The sequence below is a fragment of the Fibrobacter sp. UWB10 genome (assembly GCF_900182935.1).
Taxonomy (GTDB): domain Bacteria; phylum Fibrobacterota; class Fibrobacteria; order Fibrobacterales; family Fibrobacteraceae; genus Fibrobacter; species Fibrobacter succinogenes_O.
Genome location: NZ_FXUE01000001.1, coordinates 497,444 through 516,874, shown reverse-complemented (window position 1 = coordinate 516,874; position 19,431 = coordinate 497,444). Strand labels below are relative to the sequence as shown.

Below are 19,431 nucleotides of genomic sequence, written 5' to 3'. Positions count from 1 at the left end.
TTAGATTTAAAATTTGACCCGTGCAATACTTTTCTATTATACAAACATTGAAAATTTTGATAAAATTCGATATTTTTTGTGATTTTATAAAATTTTTATGATTCTATGATACGATACGTATTGTATAGTGAGCTGTTCCAGCGTCCGCTGTTTTTGTGACCACTTGCTTCCTTCTTTTGGGGCTATGATAATCTATGTCTACGAGTTTTTTTTGCTTATGGATAACTGTTGACTACAATTTCTGTAAATTTTTATCATTCTTTGTGCCGAAAACCTTGATTTTTGCGGAAATGTGGACTAAAAATAAGCTTGCTGGATTACCGCTTATCCCTTAAATAATATAGATTGGGGGTATGAGTGTTTGGAATTTTAATACCGTTTGTCTTTTGGTCGGGGCGTCTTTTGTGGCGGCCCAGGCAGATTACGTTCCCCCTTCGACGGCGGTTTCGAGGGTTAACAGCTACCGCGGCTATTCGGAGCTTACGAGTGCTGCTTCTGGCATGGATATAGACCAGTATGTCTACAACATGACCACGTGGCAAATTAGCAACGGCGGTTTTTACAAGGCCATGGCCGACAAGTACAAGAGTGCCTATTCCGGTGGGCAGAAGTCGGAATGGCGAGCTAAAGATGGCGGCGACTTAGGCACTATCGACAACAATGCAACCATCCAAGAAATGCGTTTATTGGCTCTCCGGTATAAGGAGACAACGAATTCCAACTACAAGGCTGCTTTTAAGACAAGCTTTAACAAGGCTCTGAACTTTATTCTCACCATGCAGCGCTCCACGGGCGGGCTTCCGCAGGTGTGGCCCAAGCGCGGTAACTACAGCGACCACGTGACGCTCAACGACAATGCCATGGTGCGCGCTATGGTCACTATGATGGATATCGCTAACAAGACTTCGCCTTTTGATTCCGATATCATTGACGATGCGACACGCAGCAAGATGAAGTCTGCACTCGACAAGGCAATTCAATACTTGCTCAAGGCGCAGATTGTGAACAATGGAAATTTGACGGTTTGGTGCGCCCAGCATGATACCGCAAATTATACACCGCGCCCGGCCCGCGCCTATGAACTGGAATCTAAGTCGGGGAGCGAATCTGCCGGCGTTGTGTGGTTCCTGATGAATTGGCCCGAACAGACCGAAGCGATCCAGAAGGCGGTTAAGGGGGCTATTGCCTGGTATAAGAAGACTAAGGTTACGGGGCTTTACTTTAACAAGAAAGCGGGTACATTTGACAAGCGCGATGGAAACGTGCTGTGGTATCGCTTTTACGAAGTGAACAACGACAACTATTTCTTCTGCGACCGCGACGGGGCTAGCACCAAGACGCAGGACTTTACCAAAATTAGCGAAGAACGCCGCACGGGTTATCAGTGGGCGGGCGACTACGGCAGTGCGCTTCTCTCGACGGAAACCGCTTATTTGGAAGCGCTTGAAAAGATGTCTGGCACCTACGTTCCGCCTCCGCCGCCGGCAGTACTTTGCGGGAGCGATACCTGCAAAGCATCCATCGATGGCGTGAACTTTGTAGACATCAAGGGCGCTAAAGAAGCGACCAACACGGGCTTTGTCGGTGAGGGCTATGCTAATGTGGATAATGAAACGGGTAGCTACGTAACTTACGGCGTGACCGCTGCGAAGGCGGGCGAATACACGCTGTACATCAGTTTTGCAAATGGCGGCGGCTCCGCTCGCGGTTACAGCATCAGTGTGGGCGATAAGACGCTCTTGGCCGACGGCAGTATGGAATCGACCAGTGCCTGGACCTCTTGGAAAACGCTGTCGGTAGAAATCGAACTGGATACGGGCTACAGCGAACTCAAATTCACAAGCACCTCGAAAGACGGCATGGCAAACATCGATTACCTCGGCTGGATGAGTGCAGACCTGTATGCCGGCAAAGTTGATTTAGGTGAATCGGGCAAAACCGCGATAGGCTCGCGCATGGTGCTTCCGGCTGGAATGGCAACGGACCGCTACTACGTAGATTTTGGTCGCGTGGGTGGTGCAAGTGCTGGCGTTTATCTGCAGCGTAAAAACGGCAAAATCTTCCGCGTGAACGGAGCGAGGTAATATGTTGAATAGGGCTATTCTTTGTGCTGCTTTGGGCTTGGCAGTCTCCGTTTCCGCAGTCGAAAAAAAGAAGATTGATTTCGTGGTTGGAGTCGATGGCGACTTTAAGGCGGCCATGAGCAAGGCTGCGTCTTCGGGCGCGAGCGAATCGAACCATTTCGTTATCTTCTTCCCCGATGGCGAATACAACATCGGAAGCCTTACCGGCGACAGCAACCAGATGACGACTTTCACGGCGTCGAATACTTCGCTTGTGGGCCAGAGCGCCGACAAGACGGTTCTTTACAACAAGTCCATTAACGAAGGCATTAGCGTGACCGCGACTCTCAAGGTGAGCGCAAACAGCGTGTACATGCAAGACATTACGCTTTACAACAAGGCAAACTACGGGAATGAAGCCAACTGCGGCAGCGCCTGCCGCCACGACGCGCTCATGACTGTGGGCGACAAGCTTGTATACAAGAACGTAAAGCTCCTGAGTACGCAGGATACCTATTACACCAAGCTGAACAACAACAAGAAGGGCCGCAGCTATTGGGAAAACGGACAGATTGAAGGTACGGTCGACTTTATTTGCGGTGACGGCGATGTGTTCTTTGAAGGAACGAACCTAGTGATGCGCCGTAGCGGCGGCTACATTACCGCCTCGCAGAACAATACCGATTGGGGTTACGTGTTCAACAACACGACAATCACCGTGACGAACAGCAGCTTTAACGGCACGTTCTACTTGGGGCGTTCGTGGGGAACTGCAAGAACAGTTTTCTTGAACACCAAGATGATTGCGCAGCCCACAGCCGAAGGCTGGCAAAAGAACATGAATTCGGCGCCCAAGGTCTTTGGCGAATACAACAGCAAAGACGGCAACGGGAACGCGGTGAACACGAGCAAACGTCGAACCTACTTTGACGGCAGCAAAGATGGCTCTACCGCGACGCTCAAGACGGTGTGGAATGCAAGCGATGCCGCCAAGTACACGCTTTCGAACGTGCTCAAGGGTAGCGACAACTGGGATCCGACCAAGTTGACTGCTCAGGTGAACGCTCCGAAAATCGAACAGGACGGTGCCGAAATCGTATGGGCCGACGACGATAACGCTCGTGCCTGGGTCATCTTTGTGAATGGCAAGTACAAGGCGAACGTGATTACGCCGAGTTTCTCGCTTGAAGGCGTTGCCACGGGCTCCAAGATTACGGTGCGCGCGGCCAATAGTATGGGTGGCCTCGGCGCGTATTCCAACGAAGTCGCAACAGTCGAAGCGAATGTGACTTACTACAAGGTAACGCTTGGCAATGCTATCGGTGGCAAGGTGACGACAAACCTCAGCGGCGACAAAGTGGCCGAGGGCAAGACGGCGACCTTTACCGCAGTCCCGAATGCGGGCTGGGAATTCGCGGGCTGGGGCGGCAAGAGCGCAAGCCGGATTGATGCGAGCAAGGCTGCGGTTGAAATCGTTGCGGCAGGCGATATCGAACTCATTCCGAGTTTTACCGCCAAGGGAACGACCGTGTTCCAGGCGGAAGACGGAATCATTACGAACGCCGCAGCCGAAAGCAACAATGCGGGCTTTAACGGAACCGCCTTCGTGAACTTTGCAGCCGGCGACTTGAGCATGATTCAAGTGCCCGTATACGCTGAAGTCGCGGGCGAGTATGAAGTTGTTGTGCGCTACGCCAACGGTAGCGGCAATGCACGCAGCCTGGCGGCGGCAGCCCCGGGCGTGTGCACCGCCGGCATTGACGGCTGCAAGAGTGCCGAGTCGCTATCCTTTGCGGCAACTACGAATTGGACGACTTGGGAAACGCTTTCGTTCAAGGCGAAACTCGCCGAGGGCGCAGGCTATATGACGTTTGCGACCATAGGCGGTAACGATGGCCCGAATCTGGATCAGGTGGAACTGAAACTGATTAAGGCGGATGAAAAGACCGCGATTCGCGGGCTTGCTACGCCGAGCCAACAGCTCATTCCGACCACTCGCGCTCGCCTGTTTACCTTGACGGGACAACTGATTCGTGAATCCGTGGGGCCAAGCGTAAGCACCGAAAATCTGGCGCCGGGCATGTACTTGCTGCAGCGCGGCGACGGCTCCTTGCTCCGCCAGCAAATCATCCGCGTGAAATAAAATGGGGCGTTACGGGGCGGAGCCCCGTTCGATGGGGTAGTGAACAACGAAGTGTGAACGAGGGGCAGACTTGCCCCTTTTTTATAAAACTCACATTTGTACTTTCGCTACGCTCAAGTACCAAATGCTAAGCTCGGCCATGTTCAAGTAAACTTGACCGCGGCGCTCGCTTTTTGCATTTGTCACATCTCACATTCCACATCACACATTGCACATCTTTCTATATTCACACTCGTATGTTAGGTATTGAGCAGAAAAAAGGAAACGACGATAACCTGTGCGGGCGCATGATTGCCTACGCCAAGATTTTGCCGAACCCCGATGAACGGGATAGCGGCACTCCGTTCGATGACATGATTAAGAACGGTCTCTTGGCGCTCGAAGGCGATTTCCGCATGTTCTCGCCGCGCTTACCTAGCAAGAAGGCTCTTGACCGTGCTGTCGATGATAAAATCAACGACATGCTAGAATCGATGCAAGCCGACGGCGTGGACCTTCCGCCTGATATGGATGTCGAATCGATGCGCGAACGCCTGCACGAACTTTCGAGCATGGAAGTCATCCCGATTCCGGCGAAGATTGGTAACTTTACCCGCGAAGAGGACATTCTCGCCGAAGACGCCGACATCTATTACATCGGTGAATTTATTGGCGCGGGGCAGGCTCACTTTTGCCTCACGACGCTCCCGATTTATTATCAGGCGCGTTTCCGCGAACAGGCCCGCAAAAAAGAAATGGATTTCTTGAACGATGCGCTTTCGCAGTTGGAAACTGGCGAATTCGTGGACACCGATGACCTGCAGAAAGATTCCGAGGAACTTTTCCCGAAGGGTGTGACTCTGAATACCTTCATGGGTGATTTGGGCAAGCTCCTGAATACGCGCGTGATACCGTTCTTGCTTGCGCTCGAAACCGAAGAACAGTACAACGAGCAAATCAAGCTGTTCTACGAATTCATGAAGGGCTATCCGGTTCAGGCCGATGTCAAGCTGATTGACCTTGCGCTCCGCGACTTGCGCGAAAAACGCGATTCGTCGATGGCTCGCAAGCTGCTTGAACTGGGCTGTCAGAAAATTGACGCTATCTACAACGAAAATCCGCAAAAAGCCCGTGAAATCGGGCTTGAAATTGCGAAGTTCGCGAAGTAAAGTTTTGCCGGACGAGATCCGGCATTTTTTATTTCTTTAGCAAAAAACCTGCGACAGACTTTTCTTTCACGAAAGTCTTCTGTGCGGCGGCTTGAACATCTGCGGCGGAAACTTTATTGAGCTGATCCGCCCAATTCAAGAAGATGCGGTAATCGCCGAACATTTCATACCAGGCAAGCATGGTCGCTACATTTTCCATGTCAGTCAGGCTGCGGACGAGCCCCGCGTAGGCGCGGTTCTTGACCTTCTGGAAGTCGCGTTCGGTCACAGGTTCGGTCTTGAGTTTTTCAAGTTCTTCCCACACGATTTTTTCGACCTTCGCGGGGTCGGCATCCGGGCGCATGTTCACGGTGACGCCGAATTCCGAAATGTACTTGTTCGGGCTATTGCTTGCACTCACGCTCACGGCAAGTTTTTCTTCTTGCACCAGGCGCTTGTAAAGTCTGCCGGAACGGCCATTCAAAACGCCCTCGGCAATGTCGAGCGGGTAAAGAATGCTGTCGCCGACTTCAGGAGTCTTGAAGGTCAACGCAAACATATTCGGAGCATCGGGGCGCGTAACAGTCAGGCGCTTTTCGCCGGCTTGTTCGGGATCGCGAATCGTGAGCGGCGGGAATGCTTCGCCGGTCGGAATCGGACCAAAATACTTCTTGACCATTTCCATCGTCGCGGTCGTGTCGAGGTCGCCTGCAAGTACCAGAATCGCATTGCGCGGCTTGTAATACTTGCGGTAATGTTCGTCGGCCATTTCACGCGTGAGGTTCATGATGTCGCTCGGCCAGCCGATAGTCGGCACGCGGTACGGGAATGCCTCGTAAATCATGGAGTTGAGCGTCTCGATGAATCGGCCGGTCGGCTTGTCGTCGTAGCGCATGCGGCGTTCTTCGCGCACGACCATGCGTTCGGAATAGAACTCGCGCAGTACGGCGTTCTGCATACGGTCTGCTTCGAGCCACATGAAAAGTTCAATCTTGTTTTTCGGGAGAGTCACGATGTAGGCGGTCATGAGATCGCTAGTAAAGGCGTTCAAGCCTGTGCCTCCGGCGGCTTGGTAAGCGCTCCAAAGTTCGTCCTTCACAAAAATCTTGCGGTGCTCGTTAACCACGGAATCATGTTCGGCAGTGAGCTTGTTCACCTTAGCGGTGTCACCTGCCAAAATCGCCGGGCGGATCAAGGCCTGCAGGCTATCTTGTGTCGCCATAAACTTGGCGTCGGCAATGCTGTCGGTAATGCCGACTTTCTTTGTGCCCTTGAAAAGTTCATGTTCCAGAATGTGGGCGAGTCCCGACTTTCCCGGAACTTCGTGCACGGAGCCCGTTACGTAAAACAGGCGGCAACTTACTGTAGGGGCCTGCTTGTTCGGGTGCAAAAGCACCGTGAGCCCGTTGGGCAAAACTTCCTTGTGTACAGTCAGATTGACTTGGGCCTGTGCCGGAGCCGCGAACATCAATGCTCCTGCGATACAAGCTACTGCACCTGAAACTTTTTTCATGAAACTTCTCATTTCACTTTCCTTTCATCATAGGGGTCAATGTGCACAAGCGCATCGACCACGTTTTCGCCCGCTTCAATAATACGGCGTTCTACTTCTTCGGCTAAATCGTGTGCTGCCAAGAGCGTCATGTCGGCGGGGACGACCACATGCAAATCTACATGCAAATCGCTCCCTACGTAACGCGTGCGGAACCCGTGAATGCTAATCACATTCGGACAGGCGAGTGCGACATCTTTTAACTTTTGTGCCACTTCGGCGCTTGCGCCTTCATCGGCCACGCGGTGGATTCCCGGCCATGCAATCTCAAAGCCCGAATGCAGAATGAAAACAGAAACGATAATTGCGCCTACGGAGTCTGCGAACCAGAGCGTCGGACAAAGAATCCCGAACAAGACCGCGACCAAAACAGGAATAGAACTATAGGCGTCGCTCCGGTGGTGCCAAGCGTTTGCCTCGACGGCTTCGCTGCGGATCGCGCGACCCTTTGCCCGCGTGTAGCGGAAAAGAGCTTCTTTCACGATAATCGAAACGGCTGCCATAATCGCGGCAATCCATTCGGGGTGCGACTGCTCGCCATTTTTGAGTGCCACGACCGCATTATAGCCTAGCCCGAGACCCACGGCGCAAACCGCAAGCCCGATTCCGACCGAAATCAGAGTCTCGAAACGCCTATGCCCATACGGGTGCTCTGCATCAGGCGGCGAATTCCAAAAACGTGACCCGACGATAATCGCAATATCCGTAATAAAATCAGACGCGCTGTGAATGGCGTCGGCAATAAGTGCCTGAGACCCGCCAAAATAACCCGCAAAAAACTTGCCTACCGACAAGACCACGTTCCAGCCAAGTCCCACCCACGTAACGCGGCGGACCTCGGAACTGTCATCTTTTTTTGCAATACGAGTCATAATCTAGACGAAAGAATGGCGGATGTGTCATCCTGAGCGTAGCCTGTAGGGCGTAGTCGAAGGATCTTGAGCATAATATAAAAAATTGGGAATAAACTCTTGCGAATAGGCAACCTTTTGTCGTTCTTGCGCATCTAAATTTTCGAAAACGTCGGTAATACTTTTTATTTTTGGGTCTGTTGTATGAAACGATTGCTCAAATTCATCATAAAATTTATCGTGGTGCTTGCCGTATTGGCGGGTATCGGGTTTGGGGTGAAAACTTTCTTTTTTGACGCAAAGGTCGAAAATGCCGCAGGCCCGCTCGTAAGCACCAAGGTGGTGCAGACCACGATTTCGACCACCATTTCGGCAACCGGTACGCTGGAACCCGTCGACCAGGTGGAAGTCGGTACGCAGGTGTCGGGTGACATCGCCAAAATCAACGTCGACTTCAATTCCAAGGTCAAAAAAGGCCAGGTGATTGCCGAACTCGACAAGTCCAAGCTCAAGGCCACGCTCACGCAGGCCGAAATCGCCTTCCGCAGTGCCGAAACCGACTATAAGTATAAGGAATCGACCTACAATCGCGTCAAGAAACTTTCCGAAAGTCATTCTGCGAGTGCTGTGGAACTGGAAACTGCCGAATACAACATGAATTCGGCAAAGCTCTCCGTAGAACGCAGCCAGAACGAAGTCAACCAGGCTCGTCTCAACTTGAGCTACGCCACCATCAAGAGCCCCATCGACGGCGTGGTTTTAAAGCGTGCGGTAGAAGTCGGCCAGACGGTGGCCGCCTCCATGAGTACTCCTACTTTGTTCGTAATCGCCAAGGACTTGAGCCAGATGAAGGTGATGGCCGCCGTAGACGAAGCGGACATCGGTCAGGTGAAGCAAGGCCAGCGCGTTACATTCACCGTAGACGCTTTCCAGAACGAAACTTTCAACGGCTCGGTGCAAGAAGTCCGCCTGAATCCGACGACCACGAGCAACGTGGTGACTTACACCGTCGTGATTACCGCCGAAAACCCGGAACAGAAGCTCTTGCCCGGCATGACGGCGACCTGCACCATCGTGACGCAAGAGGTGAAGGACGCCATCGCGATTCCCGTGAAGGCACTCAAGTTTACTCCCGCAGACGGGACCCCGATGGCAGACCCGAAGGACATGCCGCGCCCGCCGCGCATGGGCCGCGACTCGCTCGCAGGCGACAGCGCATTTGCGAAGGGAGACTTCCCGCCTCCGCCGCCCGACATGGGCGCAGGCGGCCCGCCCCCGGGCGGTCCCGGCGGATTCGGCCCGCCGGGTGGCGGCAAGGGCGGCAAGGGCGTATTCAAGAAGCGTAGCGGCGCGAAGAAGCCCTCCGGCAGCATGGTCTGGGTCAGCATTGACGGCAAGGCCGCCCCGCGCCCCGTCAAGACCGGCATTAGTGACGGCGTGAACATCCAGATTCTCAAGGGCCTCTCCGTAGGAGACTCCGTGGTCGTAAGCCAAGAAACCCTCGGCACCACCAAGGAAAAGTCCGCTGCCAGCAGCCCCTTCATGCCCGGTCCCCCCGGCAAAAAGAAAAAGTAAACGCAAACTTTAACCGCGAAATTCGTCAAACATTGACTTGTATCGCGGTTTTTACTAAATTTGGGCTACTTTGAGATTAGATATCGCACAAAAACTTGTTGATTCCGAAGACCGCCGGGTGGTCTGGTCCCGCTCCGATGCCCCCGAGATCTTCGACGAACTGCACCTCAAGGGCGACCTGGTAGCCGAGGTGTTGGTAAGCCCCGAAGGCGAAAGCAAGTGCCTTGTGACTGGTTCTATCTCCGGAGTGCAAACTCTGACCTGCTCCCGCACCCTGGAGCCGTTCGACCGCCCCTTTACGACCGAAGTCGTGATCGAGGTGACGCGTACCCAGGTGGCTCAACAGGAACTGGACGAAGACGATGTTGACGTTTTTGCCTACCAGATTCCCCAGGGGCAGAGCTTCGTAGATGTTTCCGAGTGCGTCCGACAGCTGGTTATATTGCAAGAACCAGTCGCACCCGTGAAAAATCCTGACGAAGATTTTATCTTTGTAACAAACAATCAAGCCGACGGTGGCGAATCGGGCGAAAAACCCATGGACCCCCGTTGGGAAAAACTCAAGGCTCTTAAGAGCAAAATGGAAAATAGGAGTTAAAAATGGCAGTACCTAAAAGAAAAACCTCGACCGCCCGTCGTGACAAGCGCCGCACCCACTGGAAGATGGAAGTGCCCGCTATGGCTACCTGCGATCATTGCGGTTCCGTGAAGCGCCCGCACCGCGTGTGCCCGGTTTGCGGCTACTACAATGGTGTCGAAGTGATCAACATGAAGGATGCCGAATAATTAACGGTTCTACTGTTGTAAGGAGATGTCCATGGTAAAAGTTGCTCTTGATGCTCTCGGTGGCGATTTCGCCCCAGACGTAGTAATTGAAGGTGCGGTTAACGCCGTCAACAAGAACGAAAACCTGCATGTGGTTCTGTGCGGACCGGAGGCCGAGGTCAAGGCTAAGCTCGAAAAGCTTGGCTATGCTGGCAAAGGCATTTCCGTGGTCGATGCACCGGATCCTGTGGCCATGGACGAACATCCTGTCGAAGTCCTCAAGAAGAAGCCCCATTCCGGCTTGGTGACTTGCGTTGCCTTGCAGAAGAAGGGCATGGTAGATGCCTCCGTGAGTGCCGGTAACTCTGGCGCCATGATGGCCAGCTGCCTTATGCTTCTTGGTCGTACTACAGACAAATTCAGCCGTCCGCCTATCGGCTGCGTGATTCCGACCGCTGACCGTCCGATCATCTTGGTCGATGCCGGTGCTAACGTCGACGAACGCGCCGCTACCTTGGTGGATTTCGCCATTGCAGGTTCCGCTTTCGCCGAGACCTACTTCGGTTATGAAAAGCCGAAGGTTGGCCTCCTCAATATGGGCGAAGAAGAACACAAGGGCCCGGCTGTGCTGCAGGAAGCTCACCAGTTGCTGAAGTCCGCCCCGGTGAACTTCATTGGTAACATCGAAGGCGAAACGCTTATCGAAGGTGTTGCTGACGTGGTGGTGACCTCTGGCTTTACAGGCAACGTTGTTCTGAAGATGCTCGAAGGCTTCTACGAACTGCACAAGAAGATGTTCGGTGTCATCGATACCCCGAATGGTCGTCGTTTCGACGAAATGTGGGACTACCGCATGACGGGTGGCGCCTTGCTGCTCGGCCTGAACGGTACCGGCATTATCGCTCACGGTCGTTCCGATGCTCTCGCTATCGAAAAGGCTGTGGAAGTGGCTGCCAAGTACGCCGAAAAGGGTGTCTCGAAGAACGTCAACGAACGCCTGCTCGCTATCAAGGATGAACCCTCCGAAGCAAAGTAAGCTCGATAATTAGCTTATTGAAACCAGGTTTCAGGGACCCCGATAACTCGGGGTTCTTTTTTCATTAGATTGTCTTCCCGCACGTAGATGACAATAGCCACTTGCAGCTTTGCTGCTTAGGGGATATGATCCTCGGAACGGGGACGGGATCTCCTTTTTTAGACAGATTTTTCATTAATTCGCTTATTATGAAAATGTGCTAAAAAACATATATTTACAATTTCTTGTATACAGGGGCTAGTGATTCAATGACGCTTGCCCTTATTTTCTAAATTGTAGCGCGAAACAATAAAATGCGGTCTAGCCGCAGAGGTTTATCTATAATGTCTAAGACGATTTTGCTTTTCCCCGGCCAGGGTGCCCAGTATGTGGGCATGGGCCAGACGCTCGCTTCTACTTTTGAACCGGCCAAGAAACTCATGCAGCAGGCCGACGAAATTCTCGGCTTCTCGCTTTCCAAGCTCATGGCCGAAGGTCCCGAAGATGTTTTGAAGAGCACCGATAACACGCAGCCGGCCCTCTTTACCGTGTCCGCTATGGTCATGGAACTTCTCAAGTCCGAAGGCTTTGCTTTTGACTATGTGGCCGGTCACTCCCTCGGTGAATACTCCGCTATTTACGCCGCCGGCGGTTTCAGCTTTGAAGAAGGTCTGCGCCTGGTGCGTACCCGTGGTGAACTCATGGCCAGTGCCGGTTCCAAGAATCCGGGTGCCATGGCTGCTATCATGGGCCAGGACGAAGCCAAGATTCTTGAACTTTGCGAAGCCGTGAAGGATGCTGGTACCGTGGTTCCGGCAAACATCAACTGCCCGGGTCAGATCGTAGTTTCCGGTGCGGTCGCTGGCGTGAACAAACTCGTTGAAAACTGCGGTGCCGCCGGTATCAAGGCCATCCCGCTCGCCGTGTCTGGCGCCTTCCACAGCCCGCTCATGCAGTTTGCTCAGGCTGGCCTTGCCGAAGCCATTGCAAAGACCAAGTTTAACGATGTCGAAAAGCCCGTGATTGCTAACGTGATTGCAGAACCTGTCACGAAGGGTGCCGAACTTGCCGAACTTTTGGTGAAGCAACTGGTATCTCCGGTCCGTTGGAATGACTGCATGAACAAGGCTATGTCCTTAGGCGTGACGCAGGGTGTCGAAGTGGGTTCCGGCAAGGTGCTCATGGGCCTGATGCGCAAGATCAGCCGCGATGTGAAGGTCACTCCGGTCGAAACGATTGAAGCGTTCCAGGCTCTGAAAGGCTAATTTTAACAACTAACCACAGGTAACTACTATGGGTAAACTTACTGGTAAAAAGGCAATCGTGACCGGCGCTTCTCGCGGTATCGGTCTTGCCATTGCAACCAAGCTCGCCAGCGAAGGTGCTGACGTCGCCATCCTTTCCACCTCGGTCAAGGAAGATTTGGCCGCCAAACTTTCCGCCGAACTTGGGGTGCAGGTCAAGAGCTATGCTTGCAACGTGTCCGACTCTGAAACGGTGCAGAACGTGTTCAAGCAGATCATTGCTGACATGGGCACGGTTGACATTTTGGTGAACAACGCCGGTATTACCCGCGATGGTCTGTTGATGCGCATGAAGGACGAAGACTTCGACGCCGTGATTGCCACCAACCTGCGTTCCGTGTTCCTTTGCACTCGCGCTGTCGCTCGCACCATGATGGGCAAGCGTACCGGCCGTGTCGTGAACATTTCGAGCATTAACGCCCTGCACGGCCAGGCCGGTCAGGCGAACTATGCCGCTGCCAAGGCTGGCATTATCGGTATGACCCGTTCTAACGCCATGGAATTTGCCTCTCGCGGTATTACCGTGAACGCCATTGCCCCGGGCTTTATCGGTACCGACATGACCGCTGCCATGGATGACGCTACCAAGGAAAAGTATGCTGCCCAGATTCCGCTCGGACGTATCGGAAAACCCGAAGATGTGGCCAATGCAGTCGCATTTTTGGCATCGGACGACGCCTGCTACATCACCGGCCAGATTCTTGGCGTCGATGGTGGGTTGAACGCCTAAGCTTTTTTTACTAAATTTGAACTCAAACAATCAATCCAAATGGAGATTACAATGAACGAAGAAATTTTCAAGAAGGTCACCGCTGTTATCGTTGACAAGCTCGGCGTTAAGGCTGAAGATGTGAAGCCGGAATCCGAATTCGGTAACGACCTCGGTGCCGACTCCCTCGACCGCGTGGAACTCGTGATGGCCCTCGAAGACGAATTCGAAGTCGAAATCCTCGATTCCGATGCTGAAAAGTTTGCCAAGGTTGCCGACGTGGTTGCCTTCATCGAAGCTAAGAAGGCTTAATTATTAGCCTCTTTCGATAAGAAACTAGACTGGGTGGCCCGGAATGGGTTGCCCTTTCTTTTTTAAGGTGATTAATGGAAAATCAAAATCTACTTCATAAAGTGCTGAAACTCTGGTTTCGCCAGAAGTCCGATGGCGGGCTTGAGGCGAAGCTCGGGTACCGGTTCAAGGATCCTGAACTTTTGGCGCACGCTCTGGTGCACCGTTCATTCTTGACAGGTACTGACCTGCCCTACGTGAGCAACAACGAACGCCTGGAATTTTTGGGTGATTCCGTGCTGAACATGCTCACCACCGAATACCTTTACAAGACTTATCCCGACGATCCGGAAGGTGAACTTTCCAAGCGCAAGAGCGCCATCGTTTCAGGACATGCCTGCGCCCAGTCGTCCAAGGAATGGAGCCTGAGCGAATACGTGAAGGTGGGCAAGGCCGAAGAAAAACTCGGCGGTCGCGGTAAGGAAAGCATCTTGGCCGACGCCTACGAAGCTGTTCTCGGTGCTGTTTACCTGGACGGTGGACTCGAAGAAGTCCGCGCCATCCTGAATAAGTTCCACTTCCCGCGCGTGCAGGAAATTATTTCTGCCGAAGACTTCATCAACCACAAGAGTGAACTGCTGGAATATTTGCAGGGCAAACTCCGTACGGTGCCGGAATATGTGGTGGTCGATGAATCGGGTCCGGAACACCAGAAGGTGTTCACGGTCGAAGTTCATGTCGACGGTCGCGTGTATGGTCGCGGTCAGGGCGGTAACAAGAAGAAGGCCGAACAGGAGGCTTCCCGTGTGTCGCTCGAAATGCTGCTAGCCGAAGCTGCGAAGGCCGAAACTGAAAAAGGCCCGGAACAACCCAAGCCTAAAAAGCAAAAACAACGTCATGCCGGATTGCCCTAACGGGCTATGAAATCGCTGGGCTTGATGCCGTAGAACACGACATCGTCAATCCAGAATTCTGTGCTGTCGTAGGCGGCGATTGAAATCGTCGTTACGGCTTGACTGATGACTTCCCAGCCGAGGTTTCCGTACTTGTCGTCGCGCGGCTTGAAGTTTTCGGGCTTTATAACTCGGCGCTGCCATTCGTCGGTCTTGAGCGTGTCGTAGGCGAGTGTCTTGCCTTCTGTGTTTGATTCGCCCAAGGTTTCCAGGATAATCGAGATGACGCCTGTGCCGCGAGCGTAGTAAACGATAGAATCGGTCGCGGACAAGTCGCAGGGCGATTCTTCCTTGCAAATCCAGATTCCGTAGAACGACCAGGAACCACGCATGGCTGCCGAAGTTTCCCAATAAATAGCGTTCCCTTCGCGATCTGCGCCCGCTTCGACAATGAATTCCGAGAGGTCTTTGCGGGTTTCGGGAATGATTTCGACTTCGGGAGTCGTCTTGACGCTTGTGTCGGTAGAAGACATGTAGCCCGTTTCGCTGATGCCGAGTTCCTTGATTGTGAATTGGGCACTTGCCGATTCAAAATCCAGCACCTTGACCGAGTCGGGCTCGAAGGTGCGCACGTTTGCAGAAACATCTTCGCCGGCATCGATTTTGGTGGACTGTTCGACAACGCTGTCGCCAATGATCACGCGCATGTCGTATTCGTACGGCGGCAGCGAATCCATTTCGTAAAAGCCTTCGCTGTCGGTTTTAACCAGGCGATCGGTGCCGTACACTTGCACCCAGGCGAAGTCCACGCTGTCGGGCAAGTAAACCTTGCCGCGCAGACTGCCTGTTTTTTCGAGGGCGTACTGTACGGAGTCGCCTTCTTGAATGTCTTTGGCCGAAATCTTGGTGAACAGGCCTTCGCCGGCGTCCACAATTTCAATCGTCGCGACGTCGACGGCGAGGCTGTCAATACGGATTTGCCCCAAGGAATCGGTCGTGAATTCCTCGAAGAAAATAGCTTTGGAAGAATCGTCTTCGATGTCGCGGACAAAGTCTACGGCGCGCATGCGGGCGACCACATGTGCCGCGGGTAAAGAATCTTCGCGGACAATCTGAATCAAGAATGCGTTCTCGGTTTCAACGGTACTAATGCCCGCGACTTCTTTGTCGGAGCAAGCCCAAAAGGCCAGGGGCGCGAAACACGCGAGTAGCAAAAGCAGTCGTTTCATGTTTTACCCCTCTTTCTTGGTTCGTGGATCGTTAGAAATGTCAGCCACCGGGTAAAGCGCAAATACAAATTGCATAGCGCGGGTAGGCTTGTTGACCTCGGCCACTCTACGCTGTACCTGGCGCCTGAACTCCAGAGTCATTTCGTTCAAGTCGGCAAAGCAGTCCTCATCGACTCCCACCAGCAGCGAAGAAATGTTGCGCTTGGCAGGTTCCACTGCAATCAGGGAGTTCTGCGCGAGCGCCAAAAGTTGATTCTGGTAGCTGCGGATGGCGGCGGTCTTTGTGGCTGACCCTGCCGATGTAAAGTTAGCAGTTGTTGCGGCGTAGCGTTCCGAGGCAAGCGGCGTAATGAGCTTTAAATCCTTCAAAACGGTTATGGCTTCGCGAACTTGGTCTTCGGAAACCGTCGGCGAAATCTGCTTGACCAGGTGCGAAACTTCGGCATGCCCGCCGTTCATTTCAATCAGGGCGCGCACCACGGGAATCCACCACTTGCTTAGGAACAGGTATTCGCTTGCACTCAGCTTGCGCAAGTCCACATCTTGCAAGGCGAGCGCCATTTTATAAAGTTTGTCTTTTTTGGCGGGGGACTTGGTCTTGGAGGCGGCTACCAGGATTTCGAAAAGTTCGCCTTTGCGGCCCTTCAGGTCGAGCAAGTCTTTTGCCAAGGGAATGCTGCGGTTCGGCAGGTGCAGTTCCTTGTTCAGCACTCGGAAAATCTGACTCGTGTCGAGCCCGAGCTTTTGGCCCATCATTTTATAGGAATACAGCGGCATATCCAGCTTGCGCTGGGTATAATAATTCTTGAGCAAATCCCTGTAATCGCTAATTTCGTCAATGTTGAGCATACCCATAAAATAACCTTTTCTCGGGCCAAAAAGCAAAAAAAGAGCGATTCGTTTTTGACAAAAATACAATAGAAAAATCCCGCCGGTGAAAATCGGCGGGATTTTTACTGTCTACAGTCTACTTCTTACTTCCGACTAAATCAAGCCTTCGAAGAAGTTGTTGCCCTTGTCATCTACGAGGATGAAGGCGGGGAAGTCCTTAATCGTGATCTTGCGGATGGCTTCCATGCCGAGTTCCGGGAAGGCCACGATGTCGTTGGACAGAATGTTCTGTTCAGCGAGGATGGCAGCCGGACCGCCGATAGAGCCGAGGAAGAATCCACCGTACTTCTTGCAAGCGTCGGTCACGTCCTGGCTGCGGTTGCCCTTAGCGACCATGATCATCGAAGCACCCTTGCTCTGGAAGCGCATCACGTACGGGTCCATGCGGTTTGCGGTCGTCGGGCCGAAGCTACCCGTGGGCATGCCTGCCGGAGTCTTGGCCGGACCAGCGTAGTAAATCGGGTGGTCAGACACAACCTTGAGCACGGTCTTTTCTTCGTCCGTGAGTTCTTCGCCGCGTTCCTGCTTGTCGAAGATTTCGGCAATCTTGGCGTGGGCCATGTCGCGAGCCACAATCATCGTGCCCTTGAGGGAGAGGCGCGTCTTCACCGGATACTTGGTGAGGTCGGCGAGAACTTCCTTCATCGGACGGTCGAGATCGATTTCAACAGCCGGAGCGAGGTTCACAGCGTTGCCTGCCGGGATGTAGTTTTCCGGATGGTGTTCCATCTTTTCGAGCCAGAGGCCGTTTTCGTCAATCTTGGCCTTGATGTTACGGTCAGCAGAGCAGCTCACGCCGATAGAAACTGGGCAACTTGCAGCATGACGCGGAGCGCGAATCACGCGAACATCGTGCACCAGGTACTTGCCGCCGAACTGGGCGCCAATGCCTGTCTTCTGGCAAATGTGGAGAACCTTTTCTTCCATTTCGAGGTCGCGGAAAATACGGCCGCCTTCAGAACCGCTGGTCGGAATATCGTCGAGGTAGCCGCAGCTAGCGAGCTTCACCATGTGGGTGTTCATTTCGGCAGAGGTACCGCCAATCACAATAGCGAGGTGGTACGGAGGGCATGCGGCTGTACCGAGAGTCTTCACCTTTTCGGCGAGGAACTTTTCCAAGGACTTGGGGTTGAGGAGCGCCTTGGTCATAGGCCAGTAGTAAGTCTTGTTGGCAGAGCCACCGCCCTTGGCGACGAACAAGAACTTCATTTCGGCACCTTCTTCGGCGTGGATATCAATCTGAGCCGGGAGGTTGCAACCCGTGTTCTTTTCTTCGTACATGGTCAAGGGAGCAATCTGGCTGTAGCGAAGATTCTTGGTGGTGTAAGCGTTGTAGACGCCTTCCGAAATGGCTTCGGCGTCGTCAAAACCAGTCCAGACCTGCTGGCCCTTGTGGGCAACACAGATTGCCGTACCGGTGTCCTGGCAGAAGGGGAGAATGCCCTTGGCGGCAACGCATGCGTTCTTGAGCATGGTGAGGGCGACAAACTTGTCGTTGTCCGAAGCTTCCGGATCCTGGAGAATCTTGGCGACCTTGGCCGTGTGGGCCGGACGCAGGCAGAATTCAACTTCTTCGAAAGCAGCCTGGGCAATCTTGGTCAAAGCTTCCTTGGAAACCTTGAGGATTTTCTTGCCTTCGAATTCGGCGACGGAAACGCCGTCTTTGCCGAGGTTTACGTATTCGGTAGTATCTTCACCGTGCTGCACGGTAGCTTCGTACTTGAATGCCATAATTGTGTCTCTGTTGTTTAGTTGATAATAGTTGGTAGAGCTCAAGCTCTAAGTTCTATTTTTGCAGTTCAATTTAAAATTTCTTTCGCCTTTCGTCTGTAGGGCGAAGCCCGTTCTCTCGTCTAAAAGTTTGACCAAATAGAGCGGTCTTGCCCATTTAAGTGTGATTAATTTCTCAAAATGCCGATGAAAGTACAAAAAAAGGCGACAATTTGAACTTTTTTTATAAATTCTTGGACAAAAAGGTGTGATTTGTGCTATTTTTTAGCATGTAAAAAGTTTTAAATCAAAGAGGAACACTATGAAGATCAAGAATCTTATGCTGGCAACCATGCTTGCCTCTGCTGTTGTTTTTGCAGCTCCCGCTGCCAAGGCTGCCGCTCCGGCTGCTAAGGCTGCTCCGGCTGCCGAAGCCCCGAAGGCTGAAGCCGCTGCTCCTGCCGCCGCTGCCGCACCTGCTGCTCAGCCGGCCGCCGAAGCTCCGAAGGCCGAAGCTGCTGCCGCTGCTCCTGCTGAAGCCCCGAAGGCTGAAGCCGCTGCCGCTCCTGCTGCTGAAGCTGCCCCCGCTGCTGATTCTGCAAAGGCCGCCGAAGCTGCTCCTGCTGAAGCTGCTGCCGCTCCGGCCGACTCTGCTGCCCCGGCTGCTGAAGCCGTAGCTGCCGAAGCCGCTCCGGCCGACACCGCCAAGACCGAAGTGCTCGAAGCCAAGGCTGAAGAAACCCCTGTCGACAGCGCCGCTCTCGCCAAGGCCGAAGAAGAAAAGAAGGCCGCCGAAGCTGCTGCTAAGGCCAAGGCCGAAGAACAGGCTGCTCTCGAAAACAGTTCTGCTGGTTCTGCCAAGACCTCTATCATGGAAAACCCGTGGGAATTCCTGATCGTGTCTGCCGCCTTCGTGGCATCCGTGCTCGTGATTATCTTCACCGGCAAGGACTAATCTAAAGTTTCATTCAAAATCCTTTGGAAAAGAAGGTCGATGCCTATGGGTGTCGGCCTTTTTTTATTAGGAATGTGAGATGAAAAATGAATGATTAAACATTTCACATCACGCATTTCACATTGGCTTCTAGCCTTACTTACGTAAACAATTGTAAACCTTGTTTTGCGTATTTCTTACTAAAAACTTTTATACGAAACAGCGTGTTCCAAATCATTGATTTCTGCCTTTTTTGAGAGCAAAAAGGGAACATTTTCTGTTTTTTACGCGACCGCTTTTAGGCTAATAAATCTATTTTTAAAATGTGTATTTGGACGTTTGCTTAACGGGTACCTGCTGTACCCGCCATTTGGTTGTA

The 19,431-nt window shown here is 52.8% G+C and carries 17 protein-coding genes; 12 read left to right on the top strand and 5 right to left on the bottom strand.

Annotation, left to right across the window (positions count from 1 at the left end; genetic code table 11):
- The first annotated feature begins 353 nt into the window (after nt 1-353).
- From pelA to QOL41_RS02100, 3 genes are all read left to right on the top strand, one after another.
- Nucleotides 354-2,084 carry a pectate lyase gene (gene pelA / locus QOL41_RS02110; protein WP_283428452.1) on the top strand — a complete coding sequence of 577 codons (1,731 nt, stop codon included), beginning with the start codon at nt 354-356 and terminating at the stop codon, nt 2,082-2,084.
- Between the two features lies 1 nt (nt 2,085).
- Nucleotides 2,086-4,206, top strand: a complete 2,121-nt coding sequence (locus QOL41_RS02105) for a pectinesterase family protein (RefSeq protein WP_283428451.1) — start codon at nt 2,086-2,088, stop codon at nt 4,204-4,206.
- A 236-nt stretch (nt 4,207-4,442) separates the two neighbouring features.
- Nucleotides 4,443-5,354: a hypothetical protein gene (locus QOL41_RS02100; RefSeq protein ID WP_283428450.1), complete on the top strand. Its 912-nt coding sequence runs from the start codon at nt 4,443-4,445 to the stop codon at nt 5,352-5,354.
- Nucleotides 5,355-5,382: 28 nt separating this feature from the next.
- Here QOL41_RS02100 and QOL41_RS02095 read toward each other — a convergent pair whose 3' ends face one another.
- Nucleotides 5,383-6,846, bottom strand: a complete 1,464-nt coding sequence (locus tag QOL41_RS02095; RefSeq protein ID WP_173653775.1) for a M16 family metallopeptidase — start codon at nt 6,844-6,846, stop codon at nt 5,383-5,385.
- Between the two features lie 8 nt (nt 6,847-6,854).
- Complete coding sequence (locus QOL41_RS02090) at nt 6,855-7,757, bottom strand: cation diffusion facilitator family transporter (RefSeq protein ID WP_283428449.1); 903 nt, start codon at nt 7,755-7,757, stop codon at nt 6,855-6,857.
- A 183-nt stretch (nt 7,758-7,940) separates the two neighbouring features.
- Between QOL41_RS02090 and QOL41_RS02085 the strand changes: the two genes are divergently transcribed.
- From QOL41_RS02085 to rnc, 8 genes are all read left to right on the top strand, one after another.
- Nucleotides 7,941-9,311, top strand: a complete 1,371-nt coding sequence (locus tag QOL41_RS02085) for an efflux RND transporter periplasmic adaptor subunit (RefSeq protein WP_283428448.1) — start codon at nt 7,941-7,943, stop codon at nt 9,309-9,311.
- A gap of 70 nt (nt 9,312-9,381) precedes the next feature.
- Nucleotides 9,382-9,909, top strand: a complete 528-nt coding sequence (locus tag QOL41_RS02080; protein WP_283428447.1) for a YceD family protein — start codon at nt 9,382-9,384, stop codon at nt 9,907-9,909.
- A 2-nt stretch (nt 9,910-9,911) separates the two neighbouring features.
- Nucleotides 9,912-10,097 carry a 50S ribosomal protein L32 gene (rpmF, locus tag QOL41_RS02075; RefSeq protein WP_073056893.1) on the top strand — a complete coding sequence of 62 codons (186 nt, stop codon included), beginning with the start codon at nt 9,912-9,914 and terminating at the stop codon, nt 10,095-10,097.
- 31 nt (nt 10,098-10,128) lie between these two features.
- Complete coding sequence (gene plsX, locus QOL41_RS02070; protein ID WP_283428446.1) at nt 10,129-11,112, top strand: phosphate acyltransferase PlsX; 984 nt, start codon at nt 10,129-10,131, stop codon at nt 11,110-11,112.
- Between the two features lie 323 nt (nt 11,113-11,435).
- Complete coding sequence (fabD, locus tag QOL41_RS02065; RefSeq protein WP_173352523.1) at nt 11,436-12,356, top strand: ACP S-malonyltransferase; 921 nt, start codon at nt 11,436-11,438, stop codon at nt 12,354-12,356.
- A 28-nt stretch (nt 12,357-12,384) separates the two neighbouring features.
- A complete protein-coding gene (gene fabG, locus QOL41_RS02060; protein ID WP_283428445.1) occupies nt 12,385-13,125 on the top strand; it encodes a 3-oxoacyl-[acyl-carrier-protein] reductase in 741 nt (246 codons plus the stop codon).
- 51 nt (nt 13,126-13,176) lie between these two features.
- Entirely contained in the window at nt 13,177-13,416 is a 240-nt protein-coding gene (acpP, locus tag QOL41_RS02055) for an acyl carrier protein (RefSeq protein ID WP_072800986.1), read from the top strand.
- 74 nt (nt 13,417-13,490) lie between these two features.
- The gene (gene rnc / locus QOL41_RS02050) at nt 13,491-14,309 is read left to right on the top strand and encodes a ribonuclease III (RefSeq protein ID WP_283428444.1); all 819 of its coding nucleotides are present in this window, start codon (nt 13,491-13,493) and stop codon (nt 14,307-14,309) included.
- On the opposite strand, the gene QOL41_RS02045 is transcribed toward rnc, so the two are convergent.
- The 3 genes from QOL41_RS02045 to QOL41_RS02035 form a co-directional block, all read right to left on the bottom strand.
- Nucleotides 14,306-15,517, bottom strand: a complete 1,212-nt coding sequence (locus tag QOL41_RS02045; protein ID WP_283428443.1) for a hypothetical protein — start codon at nt 15,515-15,517, stop codon at nt 14,306-14,308. The two genes, rnc and QOL41_RS02045, sit on opposite strands and share 4 nt — an antisense overlap.
- Before the next feature lie 3 nt (nt 15,518-15,520).
- Nucleotides 15,521-16,366, bottom strand: coding sequence for a DUF4423 domain-containing protein (locus tag QOL41_RS02040; protein WP_283428442.1), 846 nt, complete (start codon nt 16,364-16,366; stop codon nt 15,521-15,523).
- A 135-nt stretch (nt 16,367-16,501) separates the two neighbouring features.
- On the bottom strand, nt 16,502-18,139 hold the full coding sequence (locus QOL41_RS02035; RefSeq protein ID WP_073318735.1) for a fumarate hydratase: 1,638 nt from the start codon (nt 18,137-18,139) through the stop codon (nt 16,502-16,504).
- Nucleotides 18,140-18,440: 301 nt separating this feature from the next.
- Here QOL41_RS02035 and QOL41_RS02030 point away from each other — a divergent pair, with 301 nt between their 5' ends.
- Nucleotides 18,441-19,073 carry a hypothetical protein gene (locus QOL41_RS02030; RefSeq protein ID WP_283428441.1) on the top strand — a complete coding sequence of 211 codons (633 nt, stop codon included), beginning with the start codon at nt 18,441-18,443 and terminating at the stop codon, nt 19,071-19,073.
- Nucleotides 19,074-19,431 lie beyond the last annotated feature (358 nt).

Coding starts and splice junctions, on each gene's coding strand:
- fabD (WP_173352523.1), top strand. CDS start 11,436: ATGTCTAAGACGATTTTGCTTTTCCCCGGCCAGGGTGCCCAGTATGTG.
- QOL41_RS02105 (WP_283428451.1), top strand. CDS start 2,086: ATGTTGAATAGGGCTATTCTTTGTGCTGCTTTGGGCTTGGCAGTCTCC.
- fabG (WP_283428445.1), top strand. CDS start 12,385: ATGGGTAAACTTACTGGTAAAAAGGCAATCGTGACCGGCGCTTCTCGC.
- QOL41_RS02035 (WP_073318735.1), bottom strand. CDS start 18,139: ATGGCATTCAAGTACGAAGCTACCGTGCAGCACGGTGAAGATACTACC.
- rpmF (WP_073056893.1), top strand. CDS start 9,912: ATGGCAGTACCTAAAAGAAAAACCTCGACCGCCCGTCGTGACAAGCGC.
- plsX (WP_283428446.1), top strand. CDS start 10,129: ATGGTAAAAGTTGCTCTTGATGCTCTCGGTGGCGATTTCGCCCCAGAC.
- pelA (WP_283428452.1), top strand. CDS start 354: ATGAGTGTTTGGAATTTTAATACCGTTTGTCTTTTGGTCGGGGCGTCT.
- QOL41_RS02090 (WP_283428449.1), bottom strand. CDS start 7,757: ATGACTCGTATTGCAAAAAAAGATGACAGTTCCGAGGTCCGCCGCGTT.
- QOL41_RS02040 (WP_283428442.1), bottom strand. CDS start 16,366: ATGCTCAACATTGACGAAATTAGCGATTACAGGGATTTGCTCAAGAAT.
- QOL41_RS02085 (WP_283428448.1), top strand. CDS start 7,941: ATGAAACGATTGCTCAAATTCATCATAAAATTTATCGTGGTGCTTGCC.
- QOL41_RS02095 (WP_173653775.1), bottom strand. CDS start 6,846: ATGAAAAAAGTTTCAGGTGCAGTAGCTTGTATCGCAGGAGCATTGATG.
- QOL41_RS02030 (WP_283428441.1), top strand. CDS start 18,441: ATGAAGATCAAGAATCTTATGCTGGCAACCATGCTTGCCTCTGCTGTT.
- acpP (WP_072800986.1), top strand. CDS start 13,177: ATGAACGAAGAAATTTTCAAGAAGGTCACCGCTGTTATCGTTGACAAG.
- QOL41_RS02100 (WP_283428450.1), top strand. CDS start 4,443: ATGTTAGGTATTGAGCAGAAAAAAGGAAACGACGATAACCTGTGCGGG.
- QOL41_RS02045 (WP_283428443.1), bottom strand. CDS start 15,517: ATGAAACGACTGCTTTTGCTACTCGCGTGTTTCGCGCCCCTGGCCTTT.
- rnc (WP_283428444.1), top strand. CDS start 13,491: ATGGAAAATCAAAATCTACTTCATAAAGTGCTGAAACTCTGGTTTCGC.